Here is a 26,374-nt window from a genome sequence, read left to right as displayed (position 1 = left end):
TCACTAGGTAGGCGATATGGCCTGGAATGAACCAGGACCCGGTGGCAATAAAGACCCCTGGGACAACAATGGTGGTCCGCCCGATCTTGACGAGCTGCTGAAGAAATTCCGCGGTCGTTTTGGCGGCGGTGGAAAGCGCGGCAGCGGTGGCAGTTCTGGCGGTTTGCCCAAAGGCATGATCACCATGATTGCGATCATTGCCGGCATCCTCTGGCTGCTCTCCGGCTTCTATATTGTGCAGCCCGCCGAACGCGGCGTGGTGCTGCAGTTTGGGCAGTACCTCTCAACCGTGGGCGAAGGGCCTCACTGGCGTGTGCCGTGGCCGGTGCAGACGGTTGAGAAGGTCAATGTGGATGGTATCCGCAACGTCAGCGACACCCAGATGATGCTGACCAAGGACGAGAACATCGTCGTGGTCGACATGGCGGTGCAGTACCGGGTGAGTTCGGCGGAAGATTTTGTCTTCCGTGTGCGCGACCCGGACATGACTCTGCGTCACGCGCTGAAAAGTGCGGTGCGTGAGGTGGTGGGTAAGAGCACCATGGATTTCATTCTGACCGCTGGGCGTGAAGAAGTCGCGCAACAGACCGAGTTGTTGTTGCAGGAAACCCTCGATAGCTACCGCACAGGTTTGGTGGTTAATGAGGTCAACATCAAGGATGCCCAGCCGCCGGAGCCGGTGCAGGGCGCTTTTGCCGATGCAATCAAAGCGCGTGAGGACGAACAGCGCCTGATCAACGAGGCCGAAGCCTACGCCAACTCGGTGGTGCCGCAGGCTCGTGGTGAGGCGGTGCGCCGTATCACCGAAGCCAACGCATACCAGACCCGCGTGGTGCAGGAGGCCAGTGGTGAGGCCAGCCGCTTCAGTCAGCTGCTGGCTGAGTACGAGCGTGCCCCGGAAGTCACGCGTCAGCGTCTTTACCTGGAAACCATGGATGAGGTGATGAGCAACACCGACAAGGTGTTGCTGGATGTGGAGCAGTCCAGCCCCTTGTTGTACCTGCCGGTTGACAAGATGGGCGGCGGGCGCGCTGCAACCAGCGTGCCGTCAATGGAGCGTGGTGGGCTGAGCAGCTCGGGTTCCTCCAGTTCCAGCAGCAGCTCAAGTTCGAGCCGCAACTCCCGATCCAGTTCACGTGAGAGGGCGAGTCGCTAATGAGCAATAAAGCATTGATGTGGCTGATCGGCGCCATTGTCGCCGTCGGCATTCTGGCCGACTCCGTGTTCATCGTGGATGAGCGGCAGCACGCTATCGTCTTTCAGCTGGGCCAGATGAAGGGCTCGGATCATGAGCCGGGCTTGCACTTCAAAGTGCCGGTGATTCAGAGCGTACGTTACTTTGATCGGCGCATTCTGCCGCTGGACCGTCCCTCCGAGCGTTTTCTGACCTCGGAGAAGAAAAACGTGGTGGTCGACTTCTACGTGAAGTGGCGGATCAAGGACGTAGGCCGTTATTACCGTGCGACCGGTGGCATCGAAGCTGTGGCCATGGACCGCCTTGAAGACACCATGAACCGTGGCTTGCGTAACGAGTTCGGTAAGCGCACGGTGCAGGAAGCGGTGTCCGGTGAGCGTCGCGAGATCGTTGAAGCGCTGGTGCGTACGGCCTCGGACAGTGTGGACGAGCTTGGTATCGAGCTGGTCGATGTGCGGGTCAAGCGCATTGATCTGCCGGATACAGTGAGTGAATCGGTCTACGCACGTATGCGTGCGGAGCGTCAGCGTGTCGCCGCAGATTTGCGCGCCCGCGGGGCTGAAGCGGCTGAGGGCATTCGTGCCGAGGCTGACCGTGAGCGTGAGGTCATTCTGGCTAACGCCTACCGTGAAGCCGAAGAAACCCGCGGTGCGGGGGATGCCGAGTCGGCAGAGATCTACGCCGGTGCGTTCGGTAAGAACGAAGAGTTCTACCGCTTCTATCGCAGCCTTGAGGTCTACCGCAATGCGTTGTCGGGGCAGGGCGATATGCTTGTCCTGGAGCCTGACTCGGAACTGTTCCGCTACTTCAAGCAGGCCAAGTAAAGCGAGCGGGGCCGCAGGGCCCCGCGAGGAATAAGCCCGATGTGGGATGAATTAGGACGGGCTTTGGCCCTGGTGCTGGTCATCGAGGGACTCGGGCCGTTTATCGCGCCCGGTCGCTGGCGCCTGACCATGTTGCGTCTGGCTCATTTGAATGAGCGCAGTCTGCGTGCGGTCGGGCTGGTCAGTATCGGGCTGGGCGTTGTGGCACTCCAACTGTTGAAAAACTGATGCAATGGTTACTTCCTGAAGGGGTCGACGAAATCCTGCCGCCTGGCGGCTGGGTGCTCGAAGACATCCGCCGCCGTTTGCTGGATGAGTTTCGCCAGCGCGGTTATGAGCTCATTCTGCCGCCCTTGGTCGAGCATGCCGATGCACTGCTCTCGGGGGTTGGTTCCGATCTGGATCTGCAGACTTTTAGGCTCACCGATCAGCTCAGTGGCCGCCAGCTGGCCGTGCGCGCTGACATCACCCCGCAGGCCGCGCGGATCGATGCGCGCCACCTGGCGGCCAGTGGTATCGCGCGGGTGTGCTATCTCGGCACCGTGATGCGCACGCGCCCTGATGTGCCTGGTGGCGCCCGCTGTTACCGGCAGTTGGGGGCTGAATTGTTTGGTGATGACAGCGTGCAGGCTGACGCCGAAGTGATCGGTGTAATGCTGACCATGTTGCAGTTGTGCGAGCTGCAGGATGTGCATCTGGATCTGGGCCATGTCGGCGTGTTCCGGGCGCTGGCCGGGCAGCTGGGCTTGCAGGCGCAAGATGAACAGACGCTGTTTGATCTGCTGCAGCTTAAGGCTGTGGGAGATTTGCAGGCCTGGTGTGCCGCGCAGGGTTTGAGCTCAGCGCAGAGTGACGACCTGGTTGCGCTGTGCACTTTGCATGGAGGGCCTGAGGTGCTGGAACGCGCGCGCGCGCGCTTCGCGCAGCAGCCTGAAGTCATGCAGGCCGTGGATACGCTGGACACGCTGTGCGCCGCGCTCAAATCACAGGGTTGGAAACAGCCTGTGCATCTGGATTTCGCTGAACTGCATGGATACCGCTATCACACCGGCGTGATGTTTGCGGCATACCGCCCCGGGCAGGGGCGCGAATTGGCCCGTGGTGGGCGTTACAACGGCGTCGGCGCAAACTTTGGTGCCGACCGCCCTGCGACCGGCTTCAGTGCCGATCTTAATCGTCTGGTGTCCCTGGGGCACGGACTCAAGGAGTCTTGAACATGGCCAAGAGTGTGGTCGTTATTGGCAGCCAGTGGGGCGATGAGGGCAAGGGCAAAATCGTTGATTTGCTCACCGATAAATGTGCTGCCGTGGTGCGTTTTCAGGGGGGGCACAACGCCGGCCATACTCTGGTGATCGACGGCAAAAAAACCGTGCTGCACCTGATTCCGTCGGGTATTTTGCGTGACAACGTGCAGTGCTTGATCGGCAACGGTGTGGTGTTGTCACCAGAAGCGCTGCTCGAAGAAATGCAGGGGCTGGAAAGCCACGGTATTCCGGTGCGCGAGCGCTTGCGCATTTCGCCGGCCTGTCCGTTGATCTTGCCGTATCACGTCAAGCTTGACCGGGCGCGCGAGCTGGCCCGTGGCGAGGCCAAGATCGGCACCACCGGGCGCGGTATCGGCCCGGCCTATGAAGACAAGGTGGCGCGTCGCGCGTTGCGCGTTGACGACCTGTTCCACCGTGAGCGCCTCGCGGCCAAGCTCGGCGAGGTGCTGGATTTCCACAACTTCGTATTGCAGAACTATTTCCGCACCGAGATTGTTGATTTCCAGGAAATTCTTGATCAGTGCCTGGCCTATGCCGAGTGGCTGGCGCCGATGACGGCGGATGTGACCGAGTTGCTGCGTGATATCCAGGACAGCGATGGCAATGTGCTGTTTGAGGGCGCCCAGGGCGCGCTGCTCGATGTTGACCATGGCACCTACCCCTATGTGACCTCCAGCAACACCACCGCCGGTGGCGCGGCCACGGGCACGGGTGTGGGGCCGCTGCGTCTTGATCACGTGCTCGGCATCGTCAAGGCCTACACCACGCGTGTTGGCTCCGGCCCGTTCCCAACCGAGCTGCATGACGAAATGGGCATGCATCTGGCTACCAAGGGCGGCGAAGTGGGGGCCACGACAGGCCGTGCCCGTCGATGCGGCTGGTTCGATGCGGTGACCCTGCGCCGTTCGGTGTTCAATAACAGCATCAGCGGGCTATGCATCACCAAGCTCGATGTGCTGGATGGTCTGCCGAGCATTCGCGTGTGCACCGGTTACACGGTCAACGGTGAGCCGACGGATCGCTTGCCGATTGGTGCCGAGGCGCTGGAAGCCGTAGAGCCGATTTACGAAGAGCTGCCGGGCTGGGATGAGTCGACCGTCGGGGTGCGTGAATACGACGCGCTGCCAGCCAATGCGCGGGCCTATTTGAGCCGTCTGGAAGAGTTGCTGCAGACGCCGGTCGAGATCATCTCCACCGGGCCAGATCGCAGTGACACGATCGTGCTGAAGGACTTGTTCGGGGCCGCCTGAGGCCCCCGCAATCAGGCATAAAAAAAGCCCGTGGTCAGTGACCACGGGCTCCTGTATGGTGCCGAGAAGAGGACTTGAACCTCCACATGGTTTCCCATACTAGAACCTGAATCTAGCGCGTCTACCAATTCCGCCACCTCGGCAAGGCCGCGAATACTAAGGATGTAGAAGAATCTGTCAAGCCCAAATGAGCACAACAGTGAAAATGACCTACGAACGCGTGTTTCAGCAGTTACGCCAAGCCGGCCAGCCCATGAGTTTTCGCGCGCTTTGCGCCGCTCTGGAGATCACTGAAAAGTCTGACAAGCGTCAGTTGACTGGTGTGCTGGAGGCGTTGGCGAACGAAGGCCGTGTGCTGGTCAATCGTCATGGCGACTACGGCGTGGTCGAGCAGATGGATTTGCTGCGTGGTGTGGTGCTGGGCCATCGCGATGGCTACGGGTTTCTCAAAACTGAGCGGCCAGGACCGGATTGGTTTCTGCCGCCGCGCCAGATGGCCCGGGTGTTTCCGGGCGACCGCGTGCTGGCCCGCCCGGGCGGGCATGATCGGCGCGGTCGCGAGAAGGCCAGCATCGTAGAGGTGCTGGAGCGCAACACCGAGGCTCTGGCCGGGCGTTTGAAGATCGATGCGGGGATCAGCTATCTGGTGCCCGAGAATCCGCAGATCAGCCAGCAGGTGCTGATTCCGCCAGATCAGCGCAATGGCGCCAACAATGGCGACATCGTTCAGGTGCGCATCACGCGGCAGCCCGAACGTGACGCCCAGCCGCTGGCCACGGTGGAACGTGTGCTGGGTGATGAACTTGATGTCGCCACGCGAATCGATGTTGCGATCACCGACTTCGGTTTGCCGCGCGAGTTTCCGGCGGCGGTGCTGCGTGAGGTCGAAAATCTGCCACGGCCGAGCCTCGACAAGCATGGCCGCGACATGCGCGAGATTCCGTTCGTAACCATTGATGGCGCCGACGCCAAGGACTTCGACGACGCGGTGTTTGCACGGCGCACACCCAAGGGCTGGCGGCTGTGGGTGGCGATTGCCGACGTGTCACGCTACGTGCGGCCAGGCACGGCGCTGGATCGTGAAGCGCAGGCCCGAGCCACCTCGGTGTATTTCCCCGGGCGGGTGATTCCGATGCTGCCGCCGGTGCTGTCGGACGATCTGTGTTCCCTGCGTCCGGACGAAGATCGCTACGCATTGATTGCCGAACTGGTTATCAGTGCTGAGGGCCAGCTGCGTTCCAGTCGCTTCTATCCGGGGCTGATTCGCTCACGCGCGCGCCTGATCTACGATGATGTTGCCGCCGAGTTGGATGCGCCTGACAGCCGTCATCCGCACATCAATACACTGCGGACGCTGTCTTCGTTGTTCGAGGCTTTGCACGCGGCGCGGCAGGTCCGCGGGGCGCTGGATTTCGAAGGCCGCGAGGTGTTCTTCGACATTGGTGATGACGGGCATCTGCGTGCGATTCGTCCGGTGACACGCAACCGCGCCCATCGCCTGATCGAAGAATGCATGATCATGGCCAACGTGGCCGCGGCGCGGTTCCTGCGCAACCGTAAGTTGCAGGCCCTCAACCGGGTGCATCCGCCGCCGCCGGCCGATGCGCTGGACGATTTCCGCAAGTTCCTGGCGGAATGGGGGCTCAAGCTGGGTGGGCGCAACAAGCCCCGCCCCAAGCACTATCAGGCAGTGCTGGACAGCGTGGCCGGCAAACCGGAGGCCGTGCTGGTGCAAGGTGCGCTGCTGCGTACCCTGAGTCAGGCGGTGTATTCACCCGATACCGACGGTCATTTCGGGCTTGCGCTGGATGATTACGCGCATTTCACGTCGCCGATACGGCGATATCCCGACCTCAATGTACACCGAACGATCAAATGGGCGTTGAAGGAGGGTGCCGGCGCGGTCGAGCCTGATGATGGTGAGGCCTTGCAGGTGCTTGGCGTGCATTGTTCGGAGCGTGAGCGCAATGCCGAACAGGCGGGCTGGAACGTGGTCGAGGCGCTCAAATGCGAGTACCTCGAAGGACGTGTTGGCGAAACCTTTGAAGGCGAGGTGGTCGGAGTGACCAATTTCGGGTTGTTTGTGGAAATCGATACGGTGCGCATTTCCGGACTGGTGCATATTTCCAGTCTGGGGCGTGACTATTTCCAGCACGAGCCGGAATTCCATCGCCTGCGCGGTGAGCGCAGCGGGCAGATGTTCCGCCTTGGTGATCGCATGAAAGTGCGTCTGGCGCGCGTCGACAGCCAGGAACGTAAGATAGACTTTGAACCCTTGGCCCATCGTCCGCTCATAGGCTACAGCCGTGGGATCGGTGCCAAAGGCCGTGACCAACAAGCAAATCAGTGGAGGGAACTATGAACTGGAAAATTCTCGGTGTCGGTGCGTTGAGTTTGAGCCTGGTGGCGTGCGCAACCGATGACCCCAATCGACGGGCGAAGACCGGGGCTGCGGTCGGGGCCCTGATCGGCGCCGTTGCCGGTCATCAGGTCGACGGTGACAAAGGCCGTTACATCGGCGCCGTGGTTGGTGCGATTGCCGGCGGTGCCGTTGGCAACTACATGGACAAGCAACAGGCTGAGCTGGAGCGCGAACTGGCTGCAGAGGCTGCGCGCCAGGAGTTGCGTATCACCCGCCTGTCGGGCGATGCGTTGAAGATCGGCGTGGCGTCGGATGCCAGTTTCGGGGTTGATCGTTCAGATCTGACCGCAACCGCCCAGGCCACCTTTGGCAAGATTGCCGAAGTGCTCAAGGACTACGACAAAACCGTGATCCACGTTGTCGGCCATACCGATTCCACTGGCAGCGACAGCCACAACCAGGGGCTGTCGGAGCGCCGTGCGAATTCGGTGCAAAGCTATATCACCCAGAACGGGGTGCTGTATGACCGTGTGCGTACCGAAGGGCGTGGTGAACGTGAGCCGATCGCGAGCAACGAAACCAGCGCCGGCCGAGCACAGAACCGTCGGGTCGACATCGTGATCAAGGCCGTGGTTGAAGGTCAGGAGCAGCAGGCCTATGCGCCGCCGCCGTACCTGGGTAGCTGAGTACGTGGGCAACACGCTTTGAGCGAGCAATGGGTTGGCGGGTTCCACGCGGTGGAATCCCGCCTCAAAACAGCTTCGCTGGTATGCATCGAACTGGACCGGGCCCGGCATGATCGCCGGGCCCGTCAGTTGGAGCAGCAGGCTCAGCGCTATGGCGTGCCGGTTCGTCGGGTCGCCGGCACTGTGCTTGATCAGCGTCATGACGGTCTCAAGCATCAAGGGGTCAGTGCCCAGCTTGCGGTGAGCTCGCAGGCCGGCCCGGCACAGCGCTGGCAGGATTGCATCGCAGGGCGGTCCACGCCGCTTGTTGTGGTGCTGGACGAGATTGAGGATCCACGCAATCTCGGCGCCTGTCTGCGTGTGGCGGACGGGGCCGGGGCGGATTGTGTAGTCATTCCCAAACGCCGTGCCGCAGGTCTGAACGATGTGGCGCGTAAGACCGCCGCCGGTGCGGCGGAGCACCTGCCCCTGGTGGTGGTGCCGAACCTGTCCCGGGCTTTGCTTGAAATGCAGCGTGCGGGATTGTTCATTGTCGGGTTGGCGGATGCCGATGACCGTAGCCTCTACGCTGAGGACCTGACCGGACCGCTGGTCCTGGTGCTGGGGAACGAGGGACGTGGCTTGCGTCAGCTGACCCAGGAGCATTGCGATGCCGTGGTCAGTTTGCCCATGGCCGGCAGCGTTTCCAGCCTGAACGTGTCGGTGGCCTGTGGCGTGGCGCTGTACGAGGCGGTCAGGCAGCGCGCAGCCACCTGAGGCGCTGACTTGCCGTGGCGCCTGCGTTTCTCTAGAATGCGCGGCCCTGTGCGTCCGTCAAGGCGGTCCGCACATTCCTTGTCCCACCGCTGACCATCGGGTTTTGACGGGGGACTGTGTCCGGCAATGAGGCCGGACAACAACCGTAAGGACAACAATGCGACACTACGAAATTGTGTTCCTGGTTCATCCGGACCAGAGTGAACAAGTGCCCGCCATGGTCGAGCGCTACCGCGGGATCATCGAAGCGGATGGTGGCAAGGTTCACCGTTTTGAGGACTGGGGCCGCCGTCAGCTGGCTTACCCGATCCAGAAGCTGCACAAAGCCCACTACGCCATGCTTAACGTGGAAACCAGTGCGGCTGTGGTTGAAGAACTGGTGCAGGGCTTTCGTTTCAACGATGCGATTCTGCGTCATCTGATCATTCGCATGGACGGACCGGTGACGGAAACCTCACCGCTGGCCAAGGAAGAAGACAGCAAGCCGGCCAAGCGCCCGGCTGCGAATGATGATGCCGACGGTTCGGACGGCGATGATGACGCCGATGCCGACGTCACCGAAGACGCTCAGGCTTAAGGAGTTAGTTCATGTCACGCTATTTTCGTCGCCGTAAGTTCTGCAAATTCACTGCAGAAGGCATCGAGACCATCGATTACAAAGATCTTGCCCTGTTGAAGCAGTTCATCGCTGAGAACGGCAAGATTGTCCCCAGCCGTATCACCGGTACCAAGGCTCGCTATCAGCGCCAGCTGGCGGTTGCTATCCGCCGTGCACGCTACCTGGCGCTGCTGCCGTACACCGATCGTCACTCGTCCTGAGGAGAACAACATGGAAGTGATTCTGCTGGAACGCATCCGCAATCTCGGCGACCTCGGCGACAAGGTCAAGGTGAAGCCGGGCTTCGGTCGTAACTTTCTGATCCCGCAGGGCAAGGCGCTGCCGGCTAACGAAGCCAATATGGCTGTGTTTGAGGCCCGTAAAGCTGAGCTGATCAAGCAGGCGGAAGATTCGCTCAACGCAGCCAAACTGCGTGCGCACGGCTGTGAAGGCGTCGAGCTGAGCATCGTGGCTATGGCCTCGGAAGAGGGCAAGCTGTACGGCTCCATCCACGCGGCCCAGATCGCCGAGGCTGCTCAGGAGCGCGGCATTGACCTGAACGCCAGCGAGATCAGCACTGACGACGTTATTCGCCAGGTTGGCGAATACGAAGTCACCCTCAATTTCCACGCCGATGTGCAGACGCGCATCAAGCTGGTGGTCGAGGCGCAGAAAGCCGCTTAATGTGGCGCCCGGCTGTGATCAGGCCGGGATTTGGTTAAGCTTCAGGGCCGGTCGCGGTTGTCGCGCCCGGCCTTTTTTATTGTCTTTTTCAGGCCCGCTTGCGTCGATCGCTGATGGATAAAGATTTCGAGTCCAGCACCAAGGTACCACCGCACAGTCTGCTTGCCGAGCAGAGCGTGATCGGTGGCCTCATGCACGATTCCAACGTGTGGGATGACCTGGCCGACCGCCTGATTCCCGAGGATTTCTACCGTCACGAACATCGCCTGATCTATGAGGCCTTGTCCGAACTGGCCAAGCGTTACCAGCCGCTCGATGCGGTGACGGTATCCGAGCATCTGGAAGCCAACGGCAAGATCGACGACACCGGTGGCTTGCCGTATCTGGCCGGTCTGGTGCAGGACACTCCGGGTGCGTCCAATATTCTGGCCTGGGCGGATATCGTGCGCGAGCACTCGATACGGCGCCAGCTCATCCGGGCTGGGGCGGTGATCATCGAGCAGGGTTACGCCAAGGACGGCACGGACACCGGAGATCTGCTGGACCAGGCCGAGCGTGAGGTGTTCCAGATTGCCGAGCGCCGTCGCCACAATGACAAAGTTGGGGTGCAGGTTGCGGACTTGGTCGGTGCCGCGGTGGAGGAAATCCAGCGGCGCAGTGAAGGCCTGGAGACGGCTGGCTTGCCCACGGGTCTTAACCGTTTTGATGACCGTACCACTGGCCTGCACGCTGGTGACCTGGTCATTCTGGCGGCTCGCCCGGCCATGGGTAAGACCTCGCTGGCGATGAACTGGGTCGAGCACGCGGCGATGATCAAGAAAGTGCCAGCGGCCGTGTTCAGCATGGAAATGCCGGCCTTGCAGCTGGCCCAGCGTCTGATTTCCTCACACGGGCGGATCAATCAGGAATCGTTGCGCAAGGGGCAGCTCAGCCCGGAAGAGTGGGGCCGCATCAACTCGGCAGCCACCACCCTGCGTGAGTCGGTGATCATCATCGACGATACGCCGGCGCTGTCACCGACCGAGCTGAGGGCGCGGGCGCGGCGCATGAAACGCGAGCACGACATCGGCCTGATCATGGTCGACTACCTGCAGCTGATGCAGGTGCCCAACTCGCGTGAAAACCGGACCAATGAAATTGCCGAAATTTCGCGCAGCATGAAGGCCCTGGCCAAGGAGCTGGAGCTGCCGATCATCGCTTTGTCACAGCTCAACCGCAGTGTTGAACAGCGCGATAACAAACGCCCGCGTATGTCGGATTTGCGTGAGTCCGGGGGTATCGAGCAGGACGCCGACTTGATCGTGTTCATCTATCGCGACGAGTACTACAACCCGGATTCGATCGACAAGGGCGTGGCCGAGGTGATTATCGCCAAGCAGCGTAACGGCCCTACCGGGACGGTCAGGGCGGCGTTTATTGGTCAGTACACGCGCTTCGAGAATCTCGCCACCGAATACATGGATGACGACATGGAATAGCGCGGCGGCGCTATTCCGGGCTGTACAGCTCGAACTTCATCGCTGTGCCGGCGATTTCCACGGTGTCGCCGCTGGCCAGCTTGCGAGCCTGGGCCGAGATCATCTCGCCGTTGACCTTGGGCCGATTGGCACTGCCGGCCGGGCTGACATGAACCACATAGTAGGCGTCTGCGCGGCGGGTGATCGCAGCCACCTGAACACCGGGCTTACCCAGGGTGGTCAGGGCCTTGGTCAGCTTGAGCTCTTTGCCTGCATTGGGGCCACTGTCGACAATGACCTTACCCATCATCGGCCGGCTCGGTGCGGCCGGGGCTGCAGCGGGCGTTGGTGCTGCGCTGGCAGCTGGGGCCGGGCTTGCGGCGGGTTTGCTGGCTTCCTGCGCTGAGCTGGTCGCGGCGATGATCTCGCTGGGTTTGAGAATCATCGTCTTTTCGAAATCGTCGTCGTAGTCGGTGACTGCGCCGGTGTACTTCAGGCTGTGCCGACCAACCTGGATCACGTCGCCGTTGGACAGCGGGTGCTTGCCGACCTGTCGGCCATTGACCATGGTGCCGTTGGTGCTGTCCAGATCCTCCAGGAAGGAGTCGTTCATGATCGTGATGATCACCGCGTGGCGACCGCTGACGGCTCGATCGTCCTTGAGCACAATGTCATTGTCCGGATGACGACCGATGGTGACGCGTTCCTTTTCGAGTTCAATCTCGTCCAGGTTGCGGCCGTCGATGGAAATGGTGAGTTGACTCATGGTTCCCCCTGAAGGCGCTTGCGCAAGCTGTCGAACCAGCTGGGTTTATGCACAAACGTGCCGTCGATTCTTGCCAGAATTACAGAAATATTGTCTTTGCCGCCGCGCTCGTTGGCGAGCTGGATGAGACGCTCCCCCGCCTGAGGAAGGTTAGCAACATTTTGGGTGAGCGTTAAGCGAATGAGCTCGTCGTCGACAAGGTCGGTGAGACCGTCCGAACACAGCAGCAACACGTCATCGCGTTGCAGGGGTTCTTCCAGCATGTCGATGTCTACGGTGGGTTCGATGCCGAGCGCCCGGGTCACGATGTTGCTGTTGACGTTCTTCAGGGCATCTTCACGCGAATACAGTCCACGCGCGACCATCTCCTCGACCAGCGAGTGGTCGGTGGTGAGTTGCTCCAGCTGATTGGCTCTTAAGCGGTACAGCCGAGAGTCGCCGACATGGGCGATGGAAGCACGGTTGTTGAAAAACAGTACGGCCACCGCCGTGGTGCCCATGCCTTCGCATTGCGGCTGGCTGGCCGAGACCTCGTGGATGGCCTGATGCGCAGTGCTCAGCGCATCACGCAGCATCAGCGTGGCCTTGCACATGCCGCTTTTGTCATCGCGCTGCTCGCCGTCGAGCAGGGGCCACTGGCCGCCCATGATGTCCTTGACCGTGGCCACGCACATGCCGCTGGCGATCTCGCCGGCTTTGTAGCCGCCCATGCCGTCGGCCAGGATGAGCAGACCGATCTTGTCATCTTCGTCGATCGCGTCCTCGTTGTTCTTGCGGACCTGACCGGGATCGGTGTGCAGTGAGGTTGTGATCTTGCCTTGAAGAGCCATGAGTTATTTCATCAGGATGCGCAGGTGACGGGCCAGATCAGCCCCCTGCTTGTAGCGACGCTCGCGGTCTTTGGCCAAGGCGTTGCTGATGACTTTATCGATGCGCGGGTCGATCCCTTCCACGCTGTCGCCGATCGGCGCATGCGGTTCGTTGGCGATCTTGAACATCAGGGTGGCCATGGAATCGCCGGTGAAGGGCAGGCGGCCGGACAGCATCTGGTACAGGGTGACCCCCAGCGAGAACAGATCCGAGCGTCCATCGACTTTCTTGCCGGCCAGCTGCTCGGGTGACATATACGACGGCGTGCCTAGCACCATGCCGGTCTTGGTTTTGCTGGAATCGGTCAGTCGGGCGATGCCGAAATCGGTGACTTTGACCTGATGTGAATCCGGTAGCCACATGAGATTGGCCGGCTTGATGTCGCGGTGGATCACATTGTTGGAATGGGCGTAGTTCAGCGCATCGGCGGCATCGGCAATCAGTGCCAGCACCTCTTTGGGCGGCAGCAGCTTGCCGGGCTTGGTGTGCGCGGTCAGGTCATAGCCCTTGATGAACTCCATCGCGATATAGGCCAGGTCATGTTCCTCGCCGGCATCGTAGATGGTGACAATGTTCGGGTGGGTCAGGCGCCCGGCGGTTTCCGCTTCGCGGAAGAAGCGCTCCTTGACCTCGTCCAGCTCGTCCTCTTCAAACTCCTGCGACAGGGCCATGGTCTTGATGGCCACGGTGCGGCCAATCTTGGGGTCTTTGCCCAGATAGACCACGCCCATTGCCCCTTTGCCGAGTTCGCGTTCGACCTCGTAGCGCCCGAGCATCGGTTTTTCGATGTCTTCGCCCGACATCATCAGGGTGCCGGCACCCACATTGCCGCCGAGCATAACCGTGTCATTGAGCTTGCGGGCGCGCTCGGCGCGCGCCTTGGCGTCTTTGAAATCGGCCTGGATGTCGAGCACGTATTCGTAGGCCGAGATCGCTTTGGTGAACTGCCGCTTGCGTTCGAAATCCAGGCCCAGGTTGTAGATCGGCTCCAGGATCTGCTCATCGCGGGGGCAGCGGCGGAATTTCTCGAACGCCATGTCGAGCTGGCCCTGGCCCTGGAAGGCGATACCCAGCATACGGTTGCTTTCCGCCGATTCCATCTCCGAGCTGGCCCGCAGGGCTTCGGTCACGCGCAGCGATTTGATGGTCATGAACAGATGCCCCAGCACAATCAGCAGCGCCGGAGTCGCCAGCGGAATCCACAGGGCGCTGCCGGCGATCAGTGCGATGTTGACCAACAGGAAGGTTGCAACGCCGACCAGCGACAACAGCGCTGCCAGGCCGGCGCCAAGCGCTGGGATGCCCAGGCAAATCCACAGGCTGGCCAGCAGCAGTGCGATCAGCGTGGCCAGTCCTGCCCAGGCCGGTTTGATGTAGAAGTCTTCACTCAGAATGCTGGCGACGGTGTGGGCGACCACTTCTGCGGGGGCGGTCGAGCCACCCAACGGGGTAGGCAGGTGATCGCCGACGCCGGTGGCAGTTGCGCCAAGAATCACAATCTTGCCGCGGTACTTGTCGGTGGGGATGTTGTCGACCAGCACGTCAAAAAATGAGTCGATATCAAAGGCTGGAAGGTCGCTGTCCTGATAGTAGTGATTAAGCATGCGCAGGTCCGGGCTGGTGCCGATGCTCAGCCCCCCCATGTCGAGGCGGCCTGGCGCAATGCTGATGTCTTCAGGGGTGAGGTTGAGCGCCTGCATGGCGATAGCCAGAGCCAGCGACGGGTAATACTCGTCAAAGTATCGAATAACCAAGGCTTCGCTGCGTTGCACGCCGTCCACATCCAGCAGAGTGGTCAGGTGGCCCTGGCTCGCGGCCGGTTCAGCCAGCGTATCGATGGTGGCGAAAATGCGTTGTGCGGGCAGCGCATCGATGTCCTGCTCGTGCGGGATGCGGGCGCGAGCCAGGCTCGGTGGAACTGCATCGGGGCGGCCGCGCAGATAGCCCGGGCTGATCGCGAAGGCCTGCGCGACGCGGCCGTTGTCGGCGTAGGCTTCGGCCAGCCGGGCATCGGCGTCGAGCCGGGCGATGGCGCTGCGCAAACCGTTTTCGAGGTTTTGCAGATCTTCGGGAAGTCGGTTGAACAGCGCTGAGTCGCGGTACTGCCGGGTCAGATTGGCTAGCGCCACTGCACTGGGGCCGCTGCCGGGGCGGCGTTCGGCCTCGCTCATCAGCGCTTCCAGGGCAACGCTTTCCTCGCGAGCCTGGCTGGCCAGGCTTGAGCTTTCGAACTGTTGCAGCAGGGATTGAAGTTCAAGCTGGCCCGGGTCGGTCTGTGCTTCGAGATAAAAAATCGTATTGCCAATCACCTTGGCGCCCGCCTCGGTGAGCTTGTCGATCATGTCGGCGTGCAGGCTGCGTGGCCACGGCCAGCGCCCAAGGTTCTCGATGCTCTGGTCATCGATGGCGATGACCGCGATGTCGGCTGAGGGTTTACGGTCGTTGATTCCGACGCCAGCGTCGTAGGTGATGCGTTCCAGTGAGCCGGAGCTTCCGGGGAATATGAGATAGGCCAGGACAACAAATAGCCCGCAGAACACCGCGCCTGCAAACCAGTCCCGACTCCACAGCTTGCCTTTTGTGGCCACCCCGCCCCCCAAGCGCAAATGATGTTTTGCCATAGTATGGCCGATTCGCAATGAGTGGCAATGCCGTTGAGCAAGACAAAAAAACAATTTCGTTGCACGCAATGTGGTGCTGTGAGCAGCCAGTGGGCGGGGCAGTGCACGGCCTGTGGCAGCTGGAACTCGCTGGAGGCGGCGAGTTCTGCGGCACCCGAGTCGTCGGGACGGGGTGCGCGGGGCTACGCTGGCGAGAACCGTATCCGCATGCTCAAAGATGTTGGCGATGAGTCCGAAGTTCGCATCGACAGTGGCTTTCTGGAGCTCGATCGAGTGCTTGGTGGGGGCATCGTGACCGGCTCGGTGGTGCTGCTTGGCGGCGATCCCGGCATCGGCAAATCCACATTGTTGTTGCAGCTGCTGATTCGCATGCAGTCGCGTCAGCGCATGGTGTATGTGACCGGCGAGGAATCGCTGCAGCAGGTCCGTATGCGCGCTCAGCGCCTGGGCGAGAAAGACGCCGCGCTGGGTGTGGTTGCGGAAACCGAGGTGGAGAGCATCCTCGCCTTGCTGGAACAAGAGCCACCGGCGCTACTGGTGATTGACTCCATTCAGACCCTGTACACGCGGGAGCTAAGCTCGGCGCCTGGCTCTGTTGCCCAGCTGCGCGAGTGCTGCGCTTTGCTGGTGCGGTTTGCCAAGCAGCGTAATGTGGCGATCTTTCTGGTCGGACATGTGACCAAGGAAGGGGTGATCGCCGGGCCGCGGGTGCTGGAGCACATGGTCGATACGGTGCTCTACTTCGAAGCCGATCCGGGCGGGCGTTTGCGCATGATCCGTGCGGCCAAGAATCGTTTCGGTGCGGTTAACGAAATCGGCTTTTTTGCCATGGCTGACAGCGGGCTCAAGGAAGTGCGCAATCCGTCAGCCCTGTTTCTGGCGCGTGATGCAGAGCCAGCCGCGGGCAGTGTTGTGCTGGTCACGCGCGAAGGCAGCCGTTCGGTGCTGGTCGAGGTTCAGGCCCTGGTCGATCGGGGTGGTTCGTCACCACGGCGTGTGGCGGTGGGGCTTGAGGCCAATCGTCTGGCCATGCTGCTGGCGGTGCTGCACCGTCATGCGCAGATCGGCCTGCTGGATCAGGATGTGTTCATCAATGTGGTTGGCGGCTTGCAGGTGCGCGAGACCGCGGCTGACTTGGCCACGGTGCTCGCCGCGGTGTCGAGCTTTCGCGATCGGGCTCTGCCGGGCGGTCTGGCCGTGTTCGGCGAGCTCGGCCTGTCGGGTGAGCTGCGGCCCGTGAGCGGCGGCGAAGAGCGCATTGCGGAGGCGGCCAAACAAGGTTTCTCGCGGATCATCGTGCCGCAGTCGAACAAGCCGCGAAAATCCCCGGCCAAGACCGACGTGCTGGCCGTGCGCAGTCTCTCCGAAGCGCTGGATGCCGCCTTTAGCTAAGCGGGTTGCGGGCTTCAGCGGCGCTTGCTGCGTGCCTTGGTTTTGGGCGGGGTCAGTTTGACCTGCTGAATCATATTGGCCTTGGTGGTCTCGATTTCGATCTGGTAATCGAGCAATTTGAGCTGGGTGCCGGGTTCGGGAATATCTTCCAGCTGCTCCAGAATCAGGCCGTTAAGCGTGCGCGCGCTGGAACTGGGCAGCGACCACTGCATGGCGCGGTTGAGGCTGCGCACATTGGTCATGGCGTTGACAGTGTAGGAGCCATCGCCATTAGGTTTGGCGTGGCGCATGCGCGTTGAGGGGTCGGTGGTGAACTCGCCGACGATCTCTTCGAGGATGTCCTCAAGGGTGACAAGACCCTGGATGTCACCGTATTCGTCGACCACAAAGCCGATGCGGCGGCGCTGGTTCTGGAAGTTCAGCAGCTGCTGGTTGAGGGCGGTGCCTTCAGGAATGAAATACGGCTCGCGGGCCTGTTCCAGCAACGTGTCCTTGTTGAAGGACTGGTTGGTCAGCAGGCCGAGGATGCGGCGCAGGTGAATGATGCCGCGGATGTCATCGATGCTGCCGTCATACAGCGGCAACCGGGTGTGATGGCTGGACTGGATTTGCTCCAGGATGTCAGCCCAGTCGCGTGAGATATCCACGCCCACGATCTCGTTGCGCGGAACCATGATGTCCTCGACCGTGGCCTTTTCCAGATCGAGTATCGACAGCAACATGGCCTGATGTCGACGTGGAATCATGGCCCCGGTTTCCGCCACAACTGTGCGCAGTTCTTCGGTTGACAAGCTGTGTTGTGCAGCGTGCTCCGGATCGACACCAAGCAGGCGCAGCAGCAGGCGCGCGATCGCGCTGACGCCCCAGACCAGCGGATAAAGCAGCTTGATCAGAGGCACGTATACCCAGGCCGCCGGGTAGGCCAGTCGCTCAGGCTCCAGCGCAGCCAGGGTCTTCGGCGTGACTTCCGAGAACAACAGAATGACCAGGGTGAGCACACCAGTGGCGATGGCGATGCCGGGCTCGCCAAATAGGCGTAGGCCGATGATGGTGGCGATGGCCGAGGCCAGGATATTGACGAAGTTGTTGCCGAGCAGAATGATGCCGATCAGGCGATCCTGTCGTTCGAGCAACTTTGCGACCCGTTTTGCGCTCTTGTCACCGCTGTTTGCGCGGTGCTGAAGGCGGTACCGGTTGAGCGCCATCAGGGCGGTTTCGGACCCTGAAAAGAACGCGGACATCGCGATCAGCGCCAGCAAAAGGCTTAGCAGAAAGCCTATAGAGAATTCGTCCAAGGTGGACACACCGCCCCAGTTTCGTCAGAACCTACTAAGGTAGGGGCAAAAGTATCGCTGTCAAGGTCAGTGCGGGTCAGGTCCAGCTGCGACCAAGGAATTGCTCGAGCACCAGCTTGGACCCGAAATAGGCCAACAATAAGGTGATGTAGGCGCCCATGACCCAGCGAATAGCCGTTCGCCCGCGCCAGCCACGCAGCGCGCGACCGGCGGTCAGAGCGCCGAACAGGGCACAAGCGATAATTGAAAGCGCGGTCTTGTGCGCCAGATGCTGGGCGAACACGTTGTCAACGAACAAAAAGCCACTGCCGATGCTGATGCACAGCAGGATGAAACCGATTAGCACCAGCTTGAACACCAGGTCTTCCATGACCTGCAGTGGTGGCAGGCTGCGGCGATGCTGACCTTTGTGCAGGCTGGTGTCGAGTAACGCGTAACTGAGCGTCTGCAGCGCGGCCAGGGTCAGCGTGGCATAGGCCAGCATGGACACCAGGATGTGCAGTTTCAGTGTGCTGGACAGGGTGACGGTGTTGGCTGCGCCCTGAGGCAGCACCCAGGCCAGCGGCACGGCCAGTGCAGCGACCGGCCACAGCCAGCGTCCCAGATGCCACAGCGACATGCGCAGACACATCAGTAGATGCATGGCGCAGCACAGCCACAAAAACAGCGCCAGCGCTTGACCGATGCCCAGCTTCCACTGCCCTTGCAGGGCGTCGCCGAGGCCCAATGCCAAGCCCTGCAGGGCCACAGCAGCGGCCAAGCCCATGACCAGGCCCTGATCACGGGCAGATTGTGCAGCGTTGTGAACGCGCCAGGCACACCACAGGTAGAGCGTTGCGGCCAGGGTGTCGAGCAGAATGAGCATGGCCGCTATCTTCTCACGCCTTTTGCTTGAGGTGTGTGGCGGTTCGCTTGGGGTCGAGAGTGTCCGGCAGGTAAACTGTTCGTTTTGCACCGGCATCCGTGATGTTCGAAAGCCTTTCCGAAAACCTACAAGCCACCTTCAAAGAGCTGCGCGGTCAGGGGCGTCTGACTGAGGACAACATCAAGGATGCTTTGCGCCAGGTCCGGCGGGCCTTGCTCGAGGCCGATGTGGCCTTGGATGTGGTGCGCGATTTCATCGACCGAGTGAAAGAACGCGCGCTGGGTGAGCAGGTCCGGACCAGTCTCACGCCGGGGCAGGAATTCATCAGCATTGTCCGCGAGGAGCTGATCACCGAGCTGGGTGGCGCGAGTCAGGGCCTGGAGCTGCGTGCACAGCCGCCGGCGGTCATCCTCATGGCCGGCCTGCAGGGTTCGGGTAAAACCACCAGCACCGGTAAGTTGGCGCGTTATCTGCTGGAGCAGAAGAAGCGCGTGCTGGTGGTGAGTTGCGACGTTTATCGCCCGGCCGCAATTGACCAGCTCAAGACCGTTGCCGAAGCGGTTTCAGCTGATTTCCACCCCTCCTCACCGTTGCAGAGTCCGGCCCAAATTGCCGATGCAGCCTTGGCTGTGGCGCGTAAAGAGTTGTACGACGTGCTCATCGTCGATACCGCGGGTCGGCAGACGGTCGACGAGAAAATGATGCAGGAAATCAAAGGTCTGCATGATTTCCTCAAGCCCGCCGAGACGCTGTTTGTAATCGACAGCATGACCGGTCAGGATGCGGCCAAAACCGCCGCGGCCTTTGGCGATGCACTGGCGCTGACCGGCGTGGTGCTGACCAAGGTCGACGGCGACGCGCGCGGTGGTGCGGCCCTGTCGGTGCGCAAGGTGACCGGCAAGCCGATCAAATTCCTCGGTGTGGGCGAGAAGCTCGAGGCGCTGGAGGTTTTTCACCCGGAGCGGTTGGCCTCACGCATCCTCGGCATGGGCGATGTACTCAGCCTGATCGAGGAGGCGGAAAAGAAAATCGACCGCCAGAAGGCCGAGAAGCTTGCCCAGAAGTTCAAGAAGGGCAAGGGCTTTGATCTTGAGGATTACCGGGACCAGTTGGCCCAGATGGTCAATATGGGCGGTCTCGGCGCCATGCTGGACAAGTTGCCCGGCATGTCGCAGATTCCGGCGCAGGTCAAGAATCAGATCAACGACAAAGAAATCACGCGCGCGATCGCCATCATCAACTCGATGACCCTGCAGGAGCGTCGGTTCCCCGATGTGATCAAGGCGTCGCGCAAAAAGCGCATCGCGGCCGGTTCGGGCACCCAGGTGCCGGACGTGAACCGCCTGCTCAAACAGCACATGCAGATGCAGAAAATGATGAAACGCATGCGCAAAGGTGGCATGGCCAATATGATGCGTGGCATGCAGGGCATGATGCCGCCAGGCGGTATGCCGCGTCGTTAACGGCGTGGGGCACAGGCCCGAATACGAAAACTCTTCACATTTGCGCGAAAACAAGTACAATCTCGCGCCTTTTTCCGGATCACTCTTTCCGAAGTCATTATGGTCAAGATCAGACTCGCCCGGGGCGGCGCTAAAAAGAAGCCGTTCTACCACATCGTTGTTGCCGACATCCGTGCGCGCCGCGACGGTCGCTCGATTGAGCGTCTGGGCTTCTACAATCCGGTTGCACGCGGCAACAGTGAAGCGTTGCGCTTGGACCTGGACCGCGTTGACCACTGGGTCAAGAACGGTGCTGTTATGACCGATCGCGTTGCTGCGATCGTGCGCAATCAGCGCAAGGCGCAGGGCGCGAGCCCGGCTGCCGAGGCTGCTGCTGCCGAATAAGCGCCGATGTCACGGCGAAAGGACGCAGATGTCGTCCTGGGAAAAATCCGTGGCGTGTTCGGTGTGCGCGGTTGGGTGAGGGTTGAATCCTTCACCGATCCGGCTGAAAACCTGCTCGACTATGCCCGCTGGCGTGTGTCCACACGCAGCGGGCATCGTATTTTGTGCCCGCAAGAAGGGCGCTGGCACGGTCCTGGTCTGATTGTTCAACTGGGCACCGAGGATGGCGGGCTTATCGCCGATCGGGATGCGGCCGCCGCGCTTGTTAATGCCGAAATTTGCGTGTCACGTACTGAGTTGCCGGCCTTGCCTGAGGGCGAGGTGTACTGGTCTGATCTGGTTGGGCTACGTGTTATCGGCATCGACGACGAAGCCTTGGGTAACGTTACCGCCGTGCTCAAGAATCCGGCGCATCCCATACTGCAGGTGGGCGCAGAGCCGGGCCTGCTGATTCCGTTCGTGCGCGGTGCCATTGTCGAATCGGTGGATCTGGAACGCGGTGAAATCCGGGTGCAGTGGGCCTCCGACTATGCGCTTTGACCTGATCACGCTGCTGCCGGAGGCCGTGGCCGCATTTGCCGCGCTGGGCGTCACCGGTGAGGCGTTACGCAGTGACAAGGCGCAGCTTGCCGCCTGGAACCCGCGCGATTTCGAGCGCAAGGCGCGCCCCGATGACAAACCCTACGGTGGCGGTGCCGGTATGGTGCTGCAGGCCGAGCCTTTGGCCCAGGCCATCGACGCTGCGCGCGCGGCATCCGATGTGTCCCGTCCAGTTATTCTGTTGTCGCCACAGGGGCAGCCGTTTGATCAGGCCATGGCGCAGCAGCTCGCGCAAGGCGGCGGCGCGATCCTGATTGCCGGGCGTTACGAAGGGATTGATCAGCGCGTCATCGACAGTCATGTGGATTTCGAGATCTCCGCTGGTGACTTCGTGCTCAGCGGTGGTGAGTTGCCGGCGCTGATGATCATGGATGCGATTTTGCGTCTGGTTCCGGGCATACTCGGCGACGAAAATTCAGCGCGCGACGAGTCATTTGTTGACGCGCGGCTGGAATATCCGCAATATACGCGGCCCGAAAGCTGGCGCGGCCGGAGAGTTCCGCCTGTGCTGACGTCCGGAAATCACCGAGAAATCCTGCATTGGCGCAGGGTTCAGGCGATCGGTCGCACTTGGGAACGACGCCCGGATTTGCTGGACGAAAGCGCATTTGATGCGCACAACCGCGCCTTGTTGCGCGAATACATCAACGAATTTCTTGCAGGACAGAGCAAAGATGCAACATCTGATTGACGCGGTGGAAGCCGAACAGATGACCCGTGACGTGCCGCCGTTCGCCCCGGGCGATACCGTGGTGGTGCAGGTCAAGGTTAAGGAAGGCGAGCGTGAGCGTCTTCAGGCGTTTGAAGGTGTCGTCATCGGCAAGCGTAATCGCGGCCTGAACTCGGCCTTCACGGTGCGTAAGATTTCGCACGGCGAAGGTGTCGAGCGTACCTTCCAGACCTACAGCCCGTTGGTCGACAGCATCGAAGTCAAGCGCCGCGGTAAAGTGCGTCGTGCCAAGCTGTACTACCTGCGCGCCCTGCGCGGTAAGGCTGCACGTATCCGCGAAAAGCTGTAAACACACAGCCGCCGCATGCAAAACGCCCGCTTTTCGCGGGCGTTTTTCGTTATGGGCTTGAAAACGTTCAGGTTCCCCCCCACTTAGCCGCGCTTAGGTAAGGAGGAAACCATGGCCGAGACCCGTGAATTTCAAGCCGAGGTGAAGCAGCTGCTTCATCTCATGATTCATTCGATGTATTCCAATAAGGAAGTCTTTCTGCGTGAATTGATTTCCAATGCGTCGGATGCCACTGACAAGCTGCGTTTCGAAGCGCTGAAAGACCCCGCTCTGCTCGAGGGTGATGCCGAGTACAAGGTCGAGATCGAGGTGCGCAAGGACGCACGCGAACTGATCATCCGTGACAACGGTATCGGCATGAGCGAGCAGGAGGTCATCGAAAACCTCGGCACCATCGCCAATTCCGGCACACGCAAATATCTGGAAGCACTCAGCGGCGATGAGAAAAAGGACTCGCAGCTGATCGGTCAGTTCGGGGTCGGGTTCTATTCGTCGTTCATCGTGGCCGACCAGGTCACGGTCAATACCCGCCGGGCCGGCCAGGAGCAGGGTGTGCGCTGGGTTTCTGCCGGCGAGGGTGACTACACCATCGAGCCGGTTGACAAGGCGACGCGCGGCACCGAGATCGTCCTGCATCTGCGCGATGGCGAGGACGAGTTCCTGGAGCACACCCGTCTGCGCCACGTGATTCACAAATATTCCGAGCATCTGAGCCTGCCGGTGCGCTTGCACCGCCCGGCTGACGGTGAGGATGAAGGCGGGTACGACACGGTCAATCAGGGCACCGCGCTGTGGGCGCGACCCAAGGCCGACGTCAAGGATGAGGAATATCACGACCTCTACCGGCAGCTGTCATACGATCCGGAGCCCCCGCTGACCTGGTCGCACAACAAGGTGGAGGGCAACCTGGAGTACAGCTCATTGCTGTATATACCGGCCAAGCCACCCTTCGACCTGTGGGATCGCGACAGCCGCCGTGGGCTGAAGCTTTACGTCCAGCGGGTCTTCATCATGGATGACGCGGAAAAGCTTTTGCCCAGCTACCTGCGCTTTGTGCGCGGCGTGATCGACTCCAATGATCTGCCGCTCAATGTGTCACGTGAGCTGTTGCAGTCGCACCGGGTCATCGACAAGATTCGCGCTGCCTCGATCAAGCGCGTGCTCAGCGTGCTGGGCGATCTGGCCAAGAATGATGCGGACAAGTTTGCCCGCTTCTATGACGCCTTCGGTCCGGTGATCAAGGAGGGTGTGGTCGAGGACCCGGATAATCGCGACAAGATCATCGATCTGTTGCGATTCCACACCACCCGCACCGAGGGTCAGGCACGGATCTCGCTGCGTGACTATGTTGAGCGCATGGCCAAGGGGCAGGAGGACATCTACTACCTGACGGCCGAGAATCTCACCACGGCCAAAGCCAGCCCGCATCTGGAAGCGTTTGCCAAGCGTGATATCGAGGTGCTGCTGCTGACCGACCGTGTGGATGAATGGATGGTCAACGCTTTGCCGGAATTTGACGGCAAGACACTCAAATCCGTCGTGCGTGGTGATGTCGACCTGGGCAAGCTGATCGAAGACCCTCAGGCCGAAGGCGAGAAGGCGCGCGTCGAGGCGCTTTACAAGGACGTCATCGAGCGCGTGCAGGGGGTGCTGGGCGAGCGTGTGGAAAGCGTGCGGGTCAGCCAGCGCCTGACCGAGTCACCGTCCTGTCTGGTGGTGGCGGACAACGCCATGTCCCGCCACCTGGAGCAATTGCTGCGCCAGGCCGGCGAGGCCATACCCGGCAACAAACCCATACTCGAGATCAATCCGGATCATCCGATGATGACGCGTATGCGTGAAACCCTGGATGACGACGAGTTCGAAGATCTCAGCCATCTGTTGTTCGAGCAGGCTGTGCTGGCCGAGGGCAGCCAGCTCGACGATCCGGCGAGTTTTGTGAAGCGTCTTAACCGCCTGGTCTTCAAGGGCGCCTGAGAGGCTTGGACTGAAAACACGCCCGGTCAATGACCGGGCGTTTTGTTTTCAGCGACATGCGCGCAGTGCGCACGACCGCACGGTGTGTCGGTGGCGGCGCCGCATGTGGCCCGCCAGCGGGGCAAAATAGCTTGTCAGGCCCACGCGCATTGATTAGTCTGACCGCTTACAGCGCCGCGTTGGAATCATTGCGAGGGGAAGGGGCACATGGGGCAGCCATTGAAAGCCTGGATCGGTATTTTTGCGAGTTTGTTTCTGTTCACCGCATGTGGCGGCGATGATCTGTTCACCGGTGACGGCAGTGGCCTGGGTGGGGGTGATGACGCTCTGGACAGTCTGACCCTGCTGGCCGCGGCGCCGACTTTGAGCTCCGATGCCTCCGGTGTGTCCTCGGGTATTGAGCTGACCGCCTTTGCCAAGGATGCAAGCAACAATATTGCAGTGGGTGAAGAGGTCTTCTTTTCCACCAGCGACCCGGGTGCAGTCCTGGTGGTTCAGAGTCCGGTCTTGACCGACGAAACGGGGCAGGCCAGTGCCGTTTTGACGACCCTGGATGAGACCAATCGCACGATTGTGGTGACGGCGCGTAGTGGTGAGCTGTCGAGCTCGGTTTCGGTTGAAGTTGTCGGCACGCAAATTGATATTTCCGGTCCGGCGGGTACGCAGCTTGGTGTGGCGACGGAATACGTCGTAGCGCTCAGTGATGCCGCTGGCGACGGGATCGCCGGACGTACTGTTGAGATCACCACTGAAGCCGGGAATTCGCTGTCGGCCGCTTCGTTGGAAACCAATGAGTTCGGCCAGGTGACAGTCGATTTCACCGGCTTTGAAGTCAACTCCACTTTGACCGCTTCGGCATTGGGATTGAGCAGCACGTTTGCGATTGCGGTTTCACCGGACGACTTCACTGTGGGTGTGCGTCGTCTGGGTGAAACGGATTTCATTTCGGCTGGCAGCAGTGAATTCCCGGAGCTGGAAGTCGGTCAGGACTATGAGCTTGTGGCGCGCTGGATTCGTGCCGATGGCCCTGTGAACGAGGGTACTGTCGGGTTCAGCGCCACTCGCGGAACCATTCAGAATCCTGCTGAAGATGCGGTCAGTGGTGGAGAGGCTTCGGTCGTGTTCAATTCAACGGAAGCGGGCCCGTCAATTGTTTCGGCCTTCAGCGATGATTTGAGCAGTCCGAACGCACGCACCACCGTTGAATTTGTTGCAACTGAACCGTCAAGTATTGCGGTGCAGGCTGCGCCGACCAATGTTCAGCGCAATCAAAGCAGCGAGATCGTGGCGATCGTGCGCGATGCGGATAACAACCTGGTCAAGAATGTCACGGTCGATTTCAAATTGACCGACCAGACCACCGGCACGTTGTCGGCCTCAAGCGCCGTAACGAACAGCCAGGGGTTGGCTCGGGTAACTTACACGGCATCGTCCCAATCCAGTGGCACCGAGGCGGTGGTGGTCACTTCGCAGGTGCGTAGCACGCCGAATGTGACGGATACAGTGAGCCTTACTGTTGGTGGCGATGCGGCAGGCATTGCACTGGGTACCGGTTCAGAAATTCTGGACAAGGATGAATCCACGTATCAGTTGCCGTTTACGATTGTGGTCACGGACTCGGGTGGTAATCCGGCTCCCGATGCCGATGTCAGCATCACCTTGTTCGCGACACGTTATTTCAAAGGTACCTTCGGTAGCCGAACGGCCTGCACCAGTGAGGATGTCAATCGCAACGACATCCTTGATGTTGGCGAAGATTTCAACACCAGCGGTCGTCTTGAGCCGGGGCGCCGGGCTTCCATTCCTGCCACTGTGAGCCTTGACGAGTTTGGTTCAGGGCAGATTCTGGTGACCTATGCCAAAACCGACGGTTTCTTTGTTGAGGTGGAGATCACCGCAACGGCATTGGTGTCTGGCACTGAAACCTCGGAGAAACGTCGCTTTACGCTGACGGTGGCTGAGGATGACGTCGATAACCTGCCTGGCATCAGCCCATTCGGAACGGATCCGGATTGCTCTTCACCGAATTAGTCTGACCTCGAACA

25 protein-coding genes and 1 tRNA gene are annotated in these 26,374 nt (G+C 60.8%); 20 read left to right on the top strand and 6 right to left on the bottom strand.

The genetic code is table 11. The features are described 5' to 3' along the window. The first annotated feature begins 16 nt into the window (after positions 1-16). The 5 genes from hflK to ATO7_RS03310 are packed head-to-tail and all read left to right on the top strand — an operon-like array spanning position 17 to position 4,534. Entirely contained in the window at positions 17-1,156 is a 1,140-nt protein-coding gene (gene hflK, locus ATO7_RS03330) for an FtsH protease activity modulator HflK (protein WP_083559495.1), read from the top strand. After that, the gene (hflC, locus tag ATO7_RS03325) at positions 1,156-2,019 is read left to right on the top strand and encodes a protease modulator HflC (protein ID WP_407938448.1); all 864 of its coding nucleotides are present in this window, start codon (positions 1,156-1,158) and stop codon (positions 2,017-2,019) included. The genes hflK and hflC overlap by 1 nt, the downstream gene beginning before the upstream one ends. Positions 2,020-2,058: 39 nt before the next feature. Beyond that, on the top strand, positions 2,059-2,247 hold the full coding sequence (locus ATO7_RS03320) for a DUF2065 domain-containing protein (protein WP_083559493.1): 189 nt from the start codon (positions 2,059-2,061) through the stop codon (positions 2,245-2,247). Beyond that, the gene (locus tag ATO7_RS03315) at positions 2,247-3,233 is read left to right on the top strand and encodes an ATP phosphoribosyltransferase regulatory subunit (protein ID WP_083559491.1); all 987 of its coding nucleotides are present in this window, start codon (positions 2,247-2,249) and stop codon (positions 3,231-3,233) included. Before ATO7_RS03320 ends, ATO7_RS03315 begins: the two co-directional genes overlap by 1 nt. 2 nt (positions 3,234-3,235) lie before the next feature. Further along, positions 3,236-4,534 carry an adenylosuccinate synthase gene (locus ATO7_RS03310; protein ID WP_083559489.1) on the top strand — a complete coding sequence of 433 codons (1,299 nt, stop codon included), beginning with the start codon at positions 3,236-3,238 and terminating at the stop codon, positions 4,532-4,534. Positions 4,535-4,590: 56 nt separating this feature from the next. Here ATO7_RS03310 and ATO7_RS03305 read toward each other — a convergent pair. After that, positions 4,591-4,677 (bottom strand) — tRNA-Leu (locus ATO7_RS03305). A gap of 44 nt (positions 4,678-4,721) precedes the next feature. On the opposite strand from ATO7_RS03305, the gene rnr reads away from it, so the two are divergent. The 7 genes from rnr to dnaB all read left to right on the top strand — a co-directional run bounded on the left by rnr (position 4,722) and on the right by dnaB (position 11,098). Further along, positions 4,722-6,896, top strand: a complete 2,175-nt coding sequence (rnr, locus tag ATO7_RS03300) for a ribonuclease R (protein WP_083559487.1) — start codon at positions 4,722-4,724, stop codon at positions 6,894-6,896. Continuing rightward, entirely contained in the window at positions 6,893-7,582 is a 690-nt protein-coding gene (locus ATO7_RS03295; RefSeq protein ID WP_083559485.1) for an OmpA family protein, read from the top strand. Before rnr ends, ATO7_RS03295 begins: the two co-directional genes overlap by 4 nt. Before the next feature lie 18 nt (positions 7,583-7,600). Further along, a complete protein-coding gene (gene rlmB, locus ATO7_RS03290) occupies positions 7,601-8,338 on the top strand; it encodes a 23S rRNA (guanosine(2251)-2'-O)-methyltransferase RlmB (RefSeq protein ID WP_083559483.1) in 738 nt (245 codons plus the stop codon). A 157-nt stretch (positions 8,339-8,495) separates the two neighbouring features. Then, complete coding sequence (gene rpsF / locus ATO7_RS03285; protein ID WP_083559481.1) at positions 8,496-8,915, top strand: 30S ribosomal protein S6; 420 nt, start codon at positions 8,496-8,498, stop codon at positions 8,913-8,915. A gap of 11 nt (positions 8,916-8,926) precedes the next feature. Beyond that, the gene (rpsR, locus tag ATO7_RS03280; RefSeq protein ID WP_083559479.1) at positions 8,927-9,157 is read left to right on the top strand and encodes a 30S ribosomal protein S18; all 231 of its coding nucleotides are present in this window, start codon (positions 8,927-8,929) and stop codon (positions 9,155-9,157) included. A gap of 10 nt (positions 9,158-9,167) precedes the next feature. Next, on the top strand, positions 9,168-9,620 hold the full coding sequence (gene rplI / locus ATO7_RS03275) for a 50S ribosomal protein L9 (protein WP_083559477.1): 453 nt from the start codon (positions 9,168-9,170) through the stop codon (positions 9,618-9,620). Between the two features lie 113 nt (positions 9,621-9,733). Continuing rightward, on the top strand, positions 9,734-11,098 hold the full coding sequence (gene dnaB / locus ATO7_RS03270; RefSeq protein ID WP_083559475.1) for a replicative DNA helicase: 1,365 nt from the start codon (positions 9,734-9,736) through the stop codon (positions 11,096-11,098). 10 nt (positions 11,099-11,108) lie between these two features. Here the strand turns inward: dnaB and ATO7_RS03265 are convergent, their stop codons facing one another. Genes ATO7_RS03265 through ATO7_RS03255 form a run of 3 tightly spaced genes read right to left on the bottom strand, consistent with a single transcriptional unit; the run spans position 11,109 to position 15,334 of the window. Continuing rightward, positions 11,109-11,843, bottom strand: coding sequence for an FHA domain-containing protein (locus ATO7_RS03265; RefSeq protein ID WP_083559473.1), 735 nt, complete (start codon positions 11,841-11,843; stop codon positions 11,109-11,111). Beyond that, a complete protein-coding gene (locus ATO7_RS03260; RefSeq protein WP_083559471.1) occupies positions 11,840-12,673 on the bottom strand; it encodes a Stp1/IreP family PP2C-type Ser/Thr phosphatase in 834 nt (277 codons plus the stop codon). Before ATO7_RS03260 ends, ATO7_RS03265 begins: the two co-directional genes overlap by 4 nt. Positions 12,674-12,676: 3 nt before the next feature. Beyond that, entirely contained in the window at positions 12,677-15,334 is a 2,658-nt protein-coding gene (locus ATO7_RS03255; protein WP_083559469.1) for a CHASE2 domain-containing serine/threonine-protein kinase, read from the bottom strand. 33 nt (positions 15,335-15,367) lie between these two features. On the opposite strand from ATO7_RS03255, the gene radA reads away from it, so the two are divergent. Next, positions 15,368-16,726 (top strand): DNA repair protein RadA, encoded by a 1,359-nt coding sequence (radA, locus tag ATO7_RS03250; protein ID WP_083560988.1) that lies wholly within the window; start codon positions 15,368-15,370, stop codon positions 16,724-16,726. A 14-nt stretch (positions 16,727-16,740) separates the two neighbouring features. Here radA and ATO7_RS03245 read toward each other — a convergent pair whose 3' ends face one another. Beyond that, positions 16,741-18,030: an HlyC/CorC family transporter gene (locus tag ATO7_RS03245; protein ID WP_330395385.1), complete on the bottom strand. Its 1,290-nt coding sequence runs from the start codon at positions 18,028-18,030 to the stop codon at positions 16,741-16,743. Positions 18,031-18,097: 67 nt separating this feature from the next. Then, positions 18,098-18,886 carry a cytochrome C assembly family protein gene (locus tag ATO7_RS03240; protein ID WP_158523018.1) on the bottom strand — a complete coding sequence of 263 codons (789 nt, stop codon included), beginning with the start codon at positions 18,884-18,886 and terminating at the stop codon, positions 18,098-18,100. 101 nt (positions 18,887-18,987) lie between these two features. On the opposite strand from ATO7_RS03240, the gene ffh reads away from it, so the two are divergent. The 7 genes from ffh (at position 18,988) to ATO7_RS03205 (ending at position 26,360) form a co-directional block, all read left to right on the top strand. After that, positions 18,988-20,349 (top strand): signal recognition particle protein, encoded by a 1,362-nt coding sequence (ffh, locus tag ATO7_RS03235; protein WP_083559466.1) that lies wholly within the window; start codon positions 18,988-18,990, stop codon positions 20,347-20,349. Between the two features lie 99 nt (positions 20,350-20,448). Further along, on the top strand, positions 20,449-20,733 hold the full coding sequence (rpsP, locus tag ATO7_RS03230; protein ID WP_083559464.1) for a 30S ribosomal protein S16: 285 nt from the start codon (positions 20,449-20,451) through the stop codon (positions 20,731-20,733). 6 nt (positions 20,734-20,739) lie between these two features. Further along, positions 20,740-21,273, top strand: a complete 534-nt coding sequence (gene rimM, locus ATO7_RS03225) for a ribosome maturation factor RimM (protein ID WP_083559462.1) — start codon at positions 20,740-20,742, stop codon at positions 21,271-21,273. Beyond that, positions 21,263-22,024 carry a tRNA (guanosine(37)-N1)-methyltransferase TrmD gene (gene trmD, locus ATO7_RS03220; RefSeq protein WP_083559457.1) on the top strand — a complete coding sequence of 254 codons (762 nt, stop codon included), beginning with the start codon at positions 21,263-21,265 and terminating at the stop codon, positions 22,022-22,024. Before rimM ends, trmD begins: the two co-directional genes overlap by 11 nt. Next, positions 22,008-22,352: a 50S ribosomal protein L19 gene (gene rplS, locus ATO7_RS03215; protein ID WP_083559455.1), complete on the top strand. Its 345-nt coding sequence runs from the start codon at positions 22,008-22,010 to the stop codon at positions 22,350-22,352. Before trmD ends, rplS begins: the two co-directional genes overlap by 17 nt. Positions 22,353-22,463: 111 nt before the next feature. Further along, positions 22,464-24,329: a molecular chaperone HtpG gene (htpG, locus tag ATO7_RS03210; protein ID WP_083559454.1), complete on the top strand. Its 1,866-nt coding sequence runs from the start codon at positions 22,464-22,466 to the stop codon at positions 24,327-24,329. A 207-nt stretch (positions 24,330-24,536) separates the two neighbouring features. Then, entirely contained in the window at positions 24,537-26,360 is a 1,824-nt protein-coding gene (locus ATO7_RS03205; RefSeq protein ID WP_083559453.1) for an Ig-like domain-containing protein, read from the top strand. Positions 26,361-26,374: the final 14 nt, after the last annotated feature.

The sequence above is a fragment of the Oceanococcus atlanticus genome (assembly GCF_002088235.1).
Taxonomy (GTDB): Bacteria; Pseudomonadota; Gammaproteobacteria; order Nevskiales; family Oceanococcaceae; genus Oceanococcus; species Oceanococcus atlanticus.
Note: the sequence above shows the minus strand (reverse complement) of the source record. Positions and strands in the feature narration are given on the sequence as shown.

What these genes read in the sequence shown, in the direction of transcription:
- hflK (WP_083559495.1), top strand. Translation starts at nt 17, where the DNA reads ATGGCCTGGAATGAACCAGGACCCGGTGGCAATAAAGACCCCTGGGAC.
- hflC (WP_407938448.1), top strand. Translation starts at nt 1,156, where the DNA reads ATGAGCAATAAAGCATTGATGTGGCTGATCGGCGCCATTGTCGCCGTC.
- ATO7_RS03320 (WP_083559493.1), top strand. Translation starts at nt 2,059, where the DNA reads ATGTGGGATGAATTAGGACGGGCTTTGGCCCTGGTGCTGGTCATCGAG.
- ATO7_RS03315 (WP_083559491.1), top strand. Translation starts at nt 2,247, where the DNA reads ATGCAATGGTTACTTCCTGAAGGGGTCGACGAAATCCTGCCGCCTGGC.
- ATO7_RS03310 (WP_083559489.1), top strand. Translation starts at nt 3,236, where the DNA reads ATGGCCAAGAGTGTGGTCGTTATTGGCAGCCAGTGGGGCGATGAGGGC.
- rnr (WP_083559487.1), top strand. Translation starts at nt 4,722, where the DNA reads ATGAGCACAACAGTGAAAATGACCTACGAACGCGTGTTTCAGCAGTTA.
- ATO7_RS03295 (WP_083559485.1), top strand. Translation starts at nt 6,893, where the DNA reads ATGAACTGGAAAATTCTCGGTGTCGGTGCGTTGAGTTTGAGCCTGGTG.
- rpsF (WP_083559481.1), top strand. Translation starts at nt 8,496, where the DNA reads ATGCGACACTACGAAATTGTGTTCCTGGTTCATCCGGACCAGAGTGAA.
- rpsR (WP_083559479.1), top strand. Translation starts at nt 8,927, where the DNA reads ATGTCACGCTATTTTCGTCGCCGTAAGTTCTGCAAATTCACTGCAGAA.
- rplI (WP_083559477.1), top strand. Translation starts at nt 9,168, where the DNA reads ATGGAAGTGATTCTGCTGGAACGCATCCGCAATCTCGGCGACCTCGGC.
- dnaB (WP_083559475.1), top strand. Translation starts at nt 9,734, where the DNA reads ATGGATAAAGATTTCGAGTCCAGCACCAAGGTACCACCGCACAGTCTG.
- ATO7_RS03265 (WP_083559473.1), bottom strand. Translation starts at nt 11,843, where the DNA reads ATGAGTCAACTCACCATTTCCATCGACGGCCGCAACCTGGACGAGATT.
- ATO7_RS03260 (WP_083559471.1), bottom strand. Translation starts at nt 12,673, where the DNA reads ATGGCTCTTCAAGGCAAGATCACAACCTCACTGCACACCGATCCCGGT.
- ATO7_RS03255 (WP_083559469.1), bottom strand. Translation starts at nt 15,334, where the DNA reads ATGGCAAAACATCATTTGCGCTTGGGGGGCGGGGTGGCCACAAAAGGC.
- ATO7_RS03240 (WP_158523018.1), bottom strand. Translation starts at nt 18,886, where the DNA reads ATGCTCATTCTGCTCGACACCCTGGCCGCAACGCTCTACCTGTGGTGT.
- ffh (WP_083559466.1), top strand. Translation starts at nt 18,988, where the DNA reads ATGTTCGAAAGCCTTTCCGAAAACCTACAAGCCACCTTCAAAGAGCTG.
- rpsP (WP_083559464.1), top strand. Translation starts at nt 20,449, where the DNA reads ATGGTCAAGATCAGACTCGCCCGGGGCGGCGCTAAAAAGAAGCCGTTC.
- rimM (WP_083559462.1), top strand. Translation starts at nt 20,740, where the DNA reads ATGTCACGGCGAAAGGACGCAGATGTCGTCCTGGGAAAAATCCGTGGC.
- trmD (WP_083559457.1), top strand. Translation starts at nt 21,263, where the DNA reads ATGCGCTTTGACCTGATCACGCTGCTGCCGGAGGCCGTGGCCGCATTT.
- rplS (WP_083559455.1), top strand. Translation starts at nt 22,008, where the DNA reads ATGCAACATCTGATTGACGCGGTGGAAGCCGAACAGATGACCCGTGAC.
- htpG (WP_083559454.1), top strand. Translation starts at nt 22,464, where the DNA reads ATGGCCGAGACCCGTGAATTTCAAGCCGAGGTGAAGCAGCTGCTTCAT.
- ATO7_RS03205 (WP_083559453.1), top strand. Translation starts at nt 24,537, where the DNA reads ATGGGGCAGCCATTGAAAGCCTGGATCGGTATTTTTGCGAGTTTGTTT.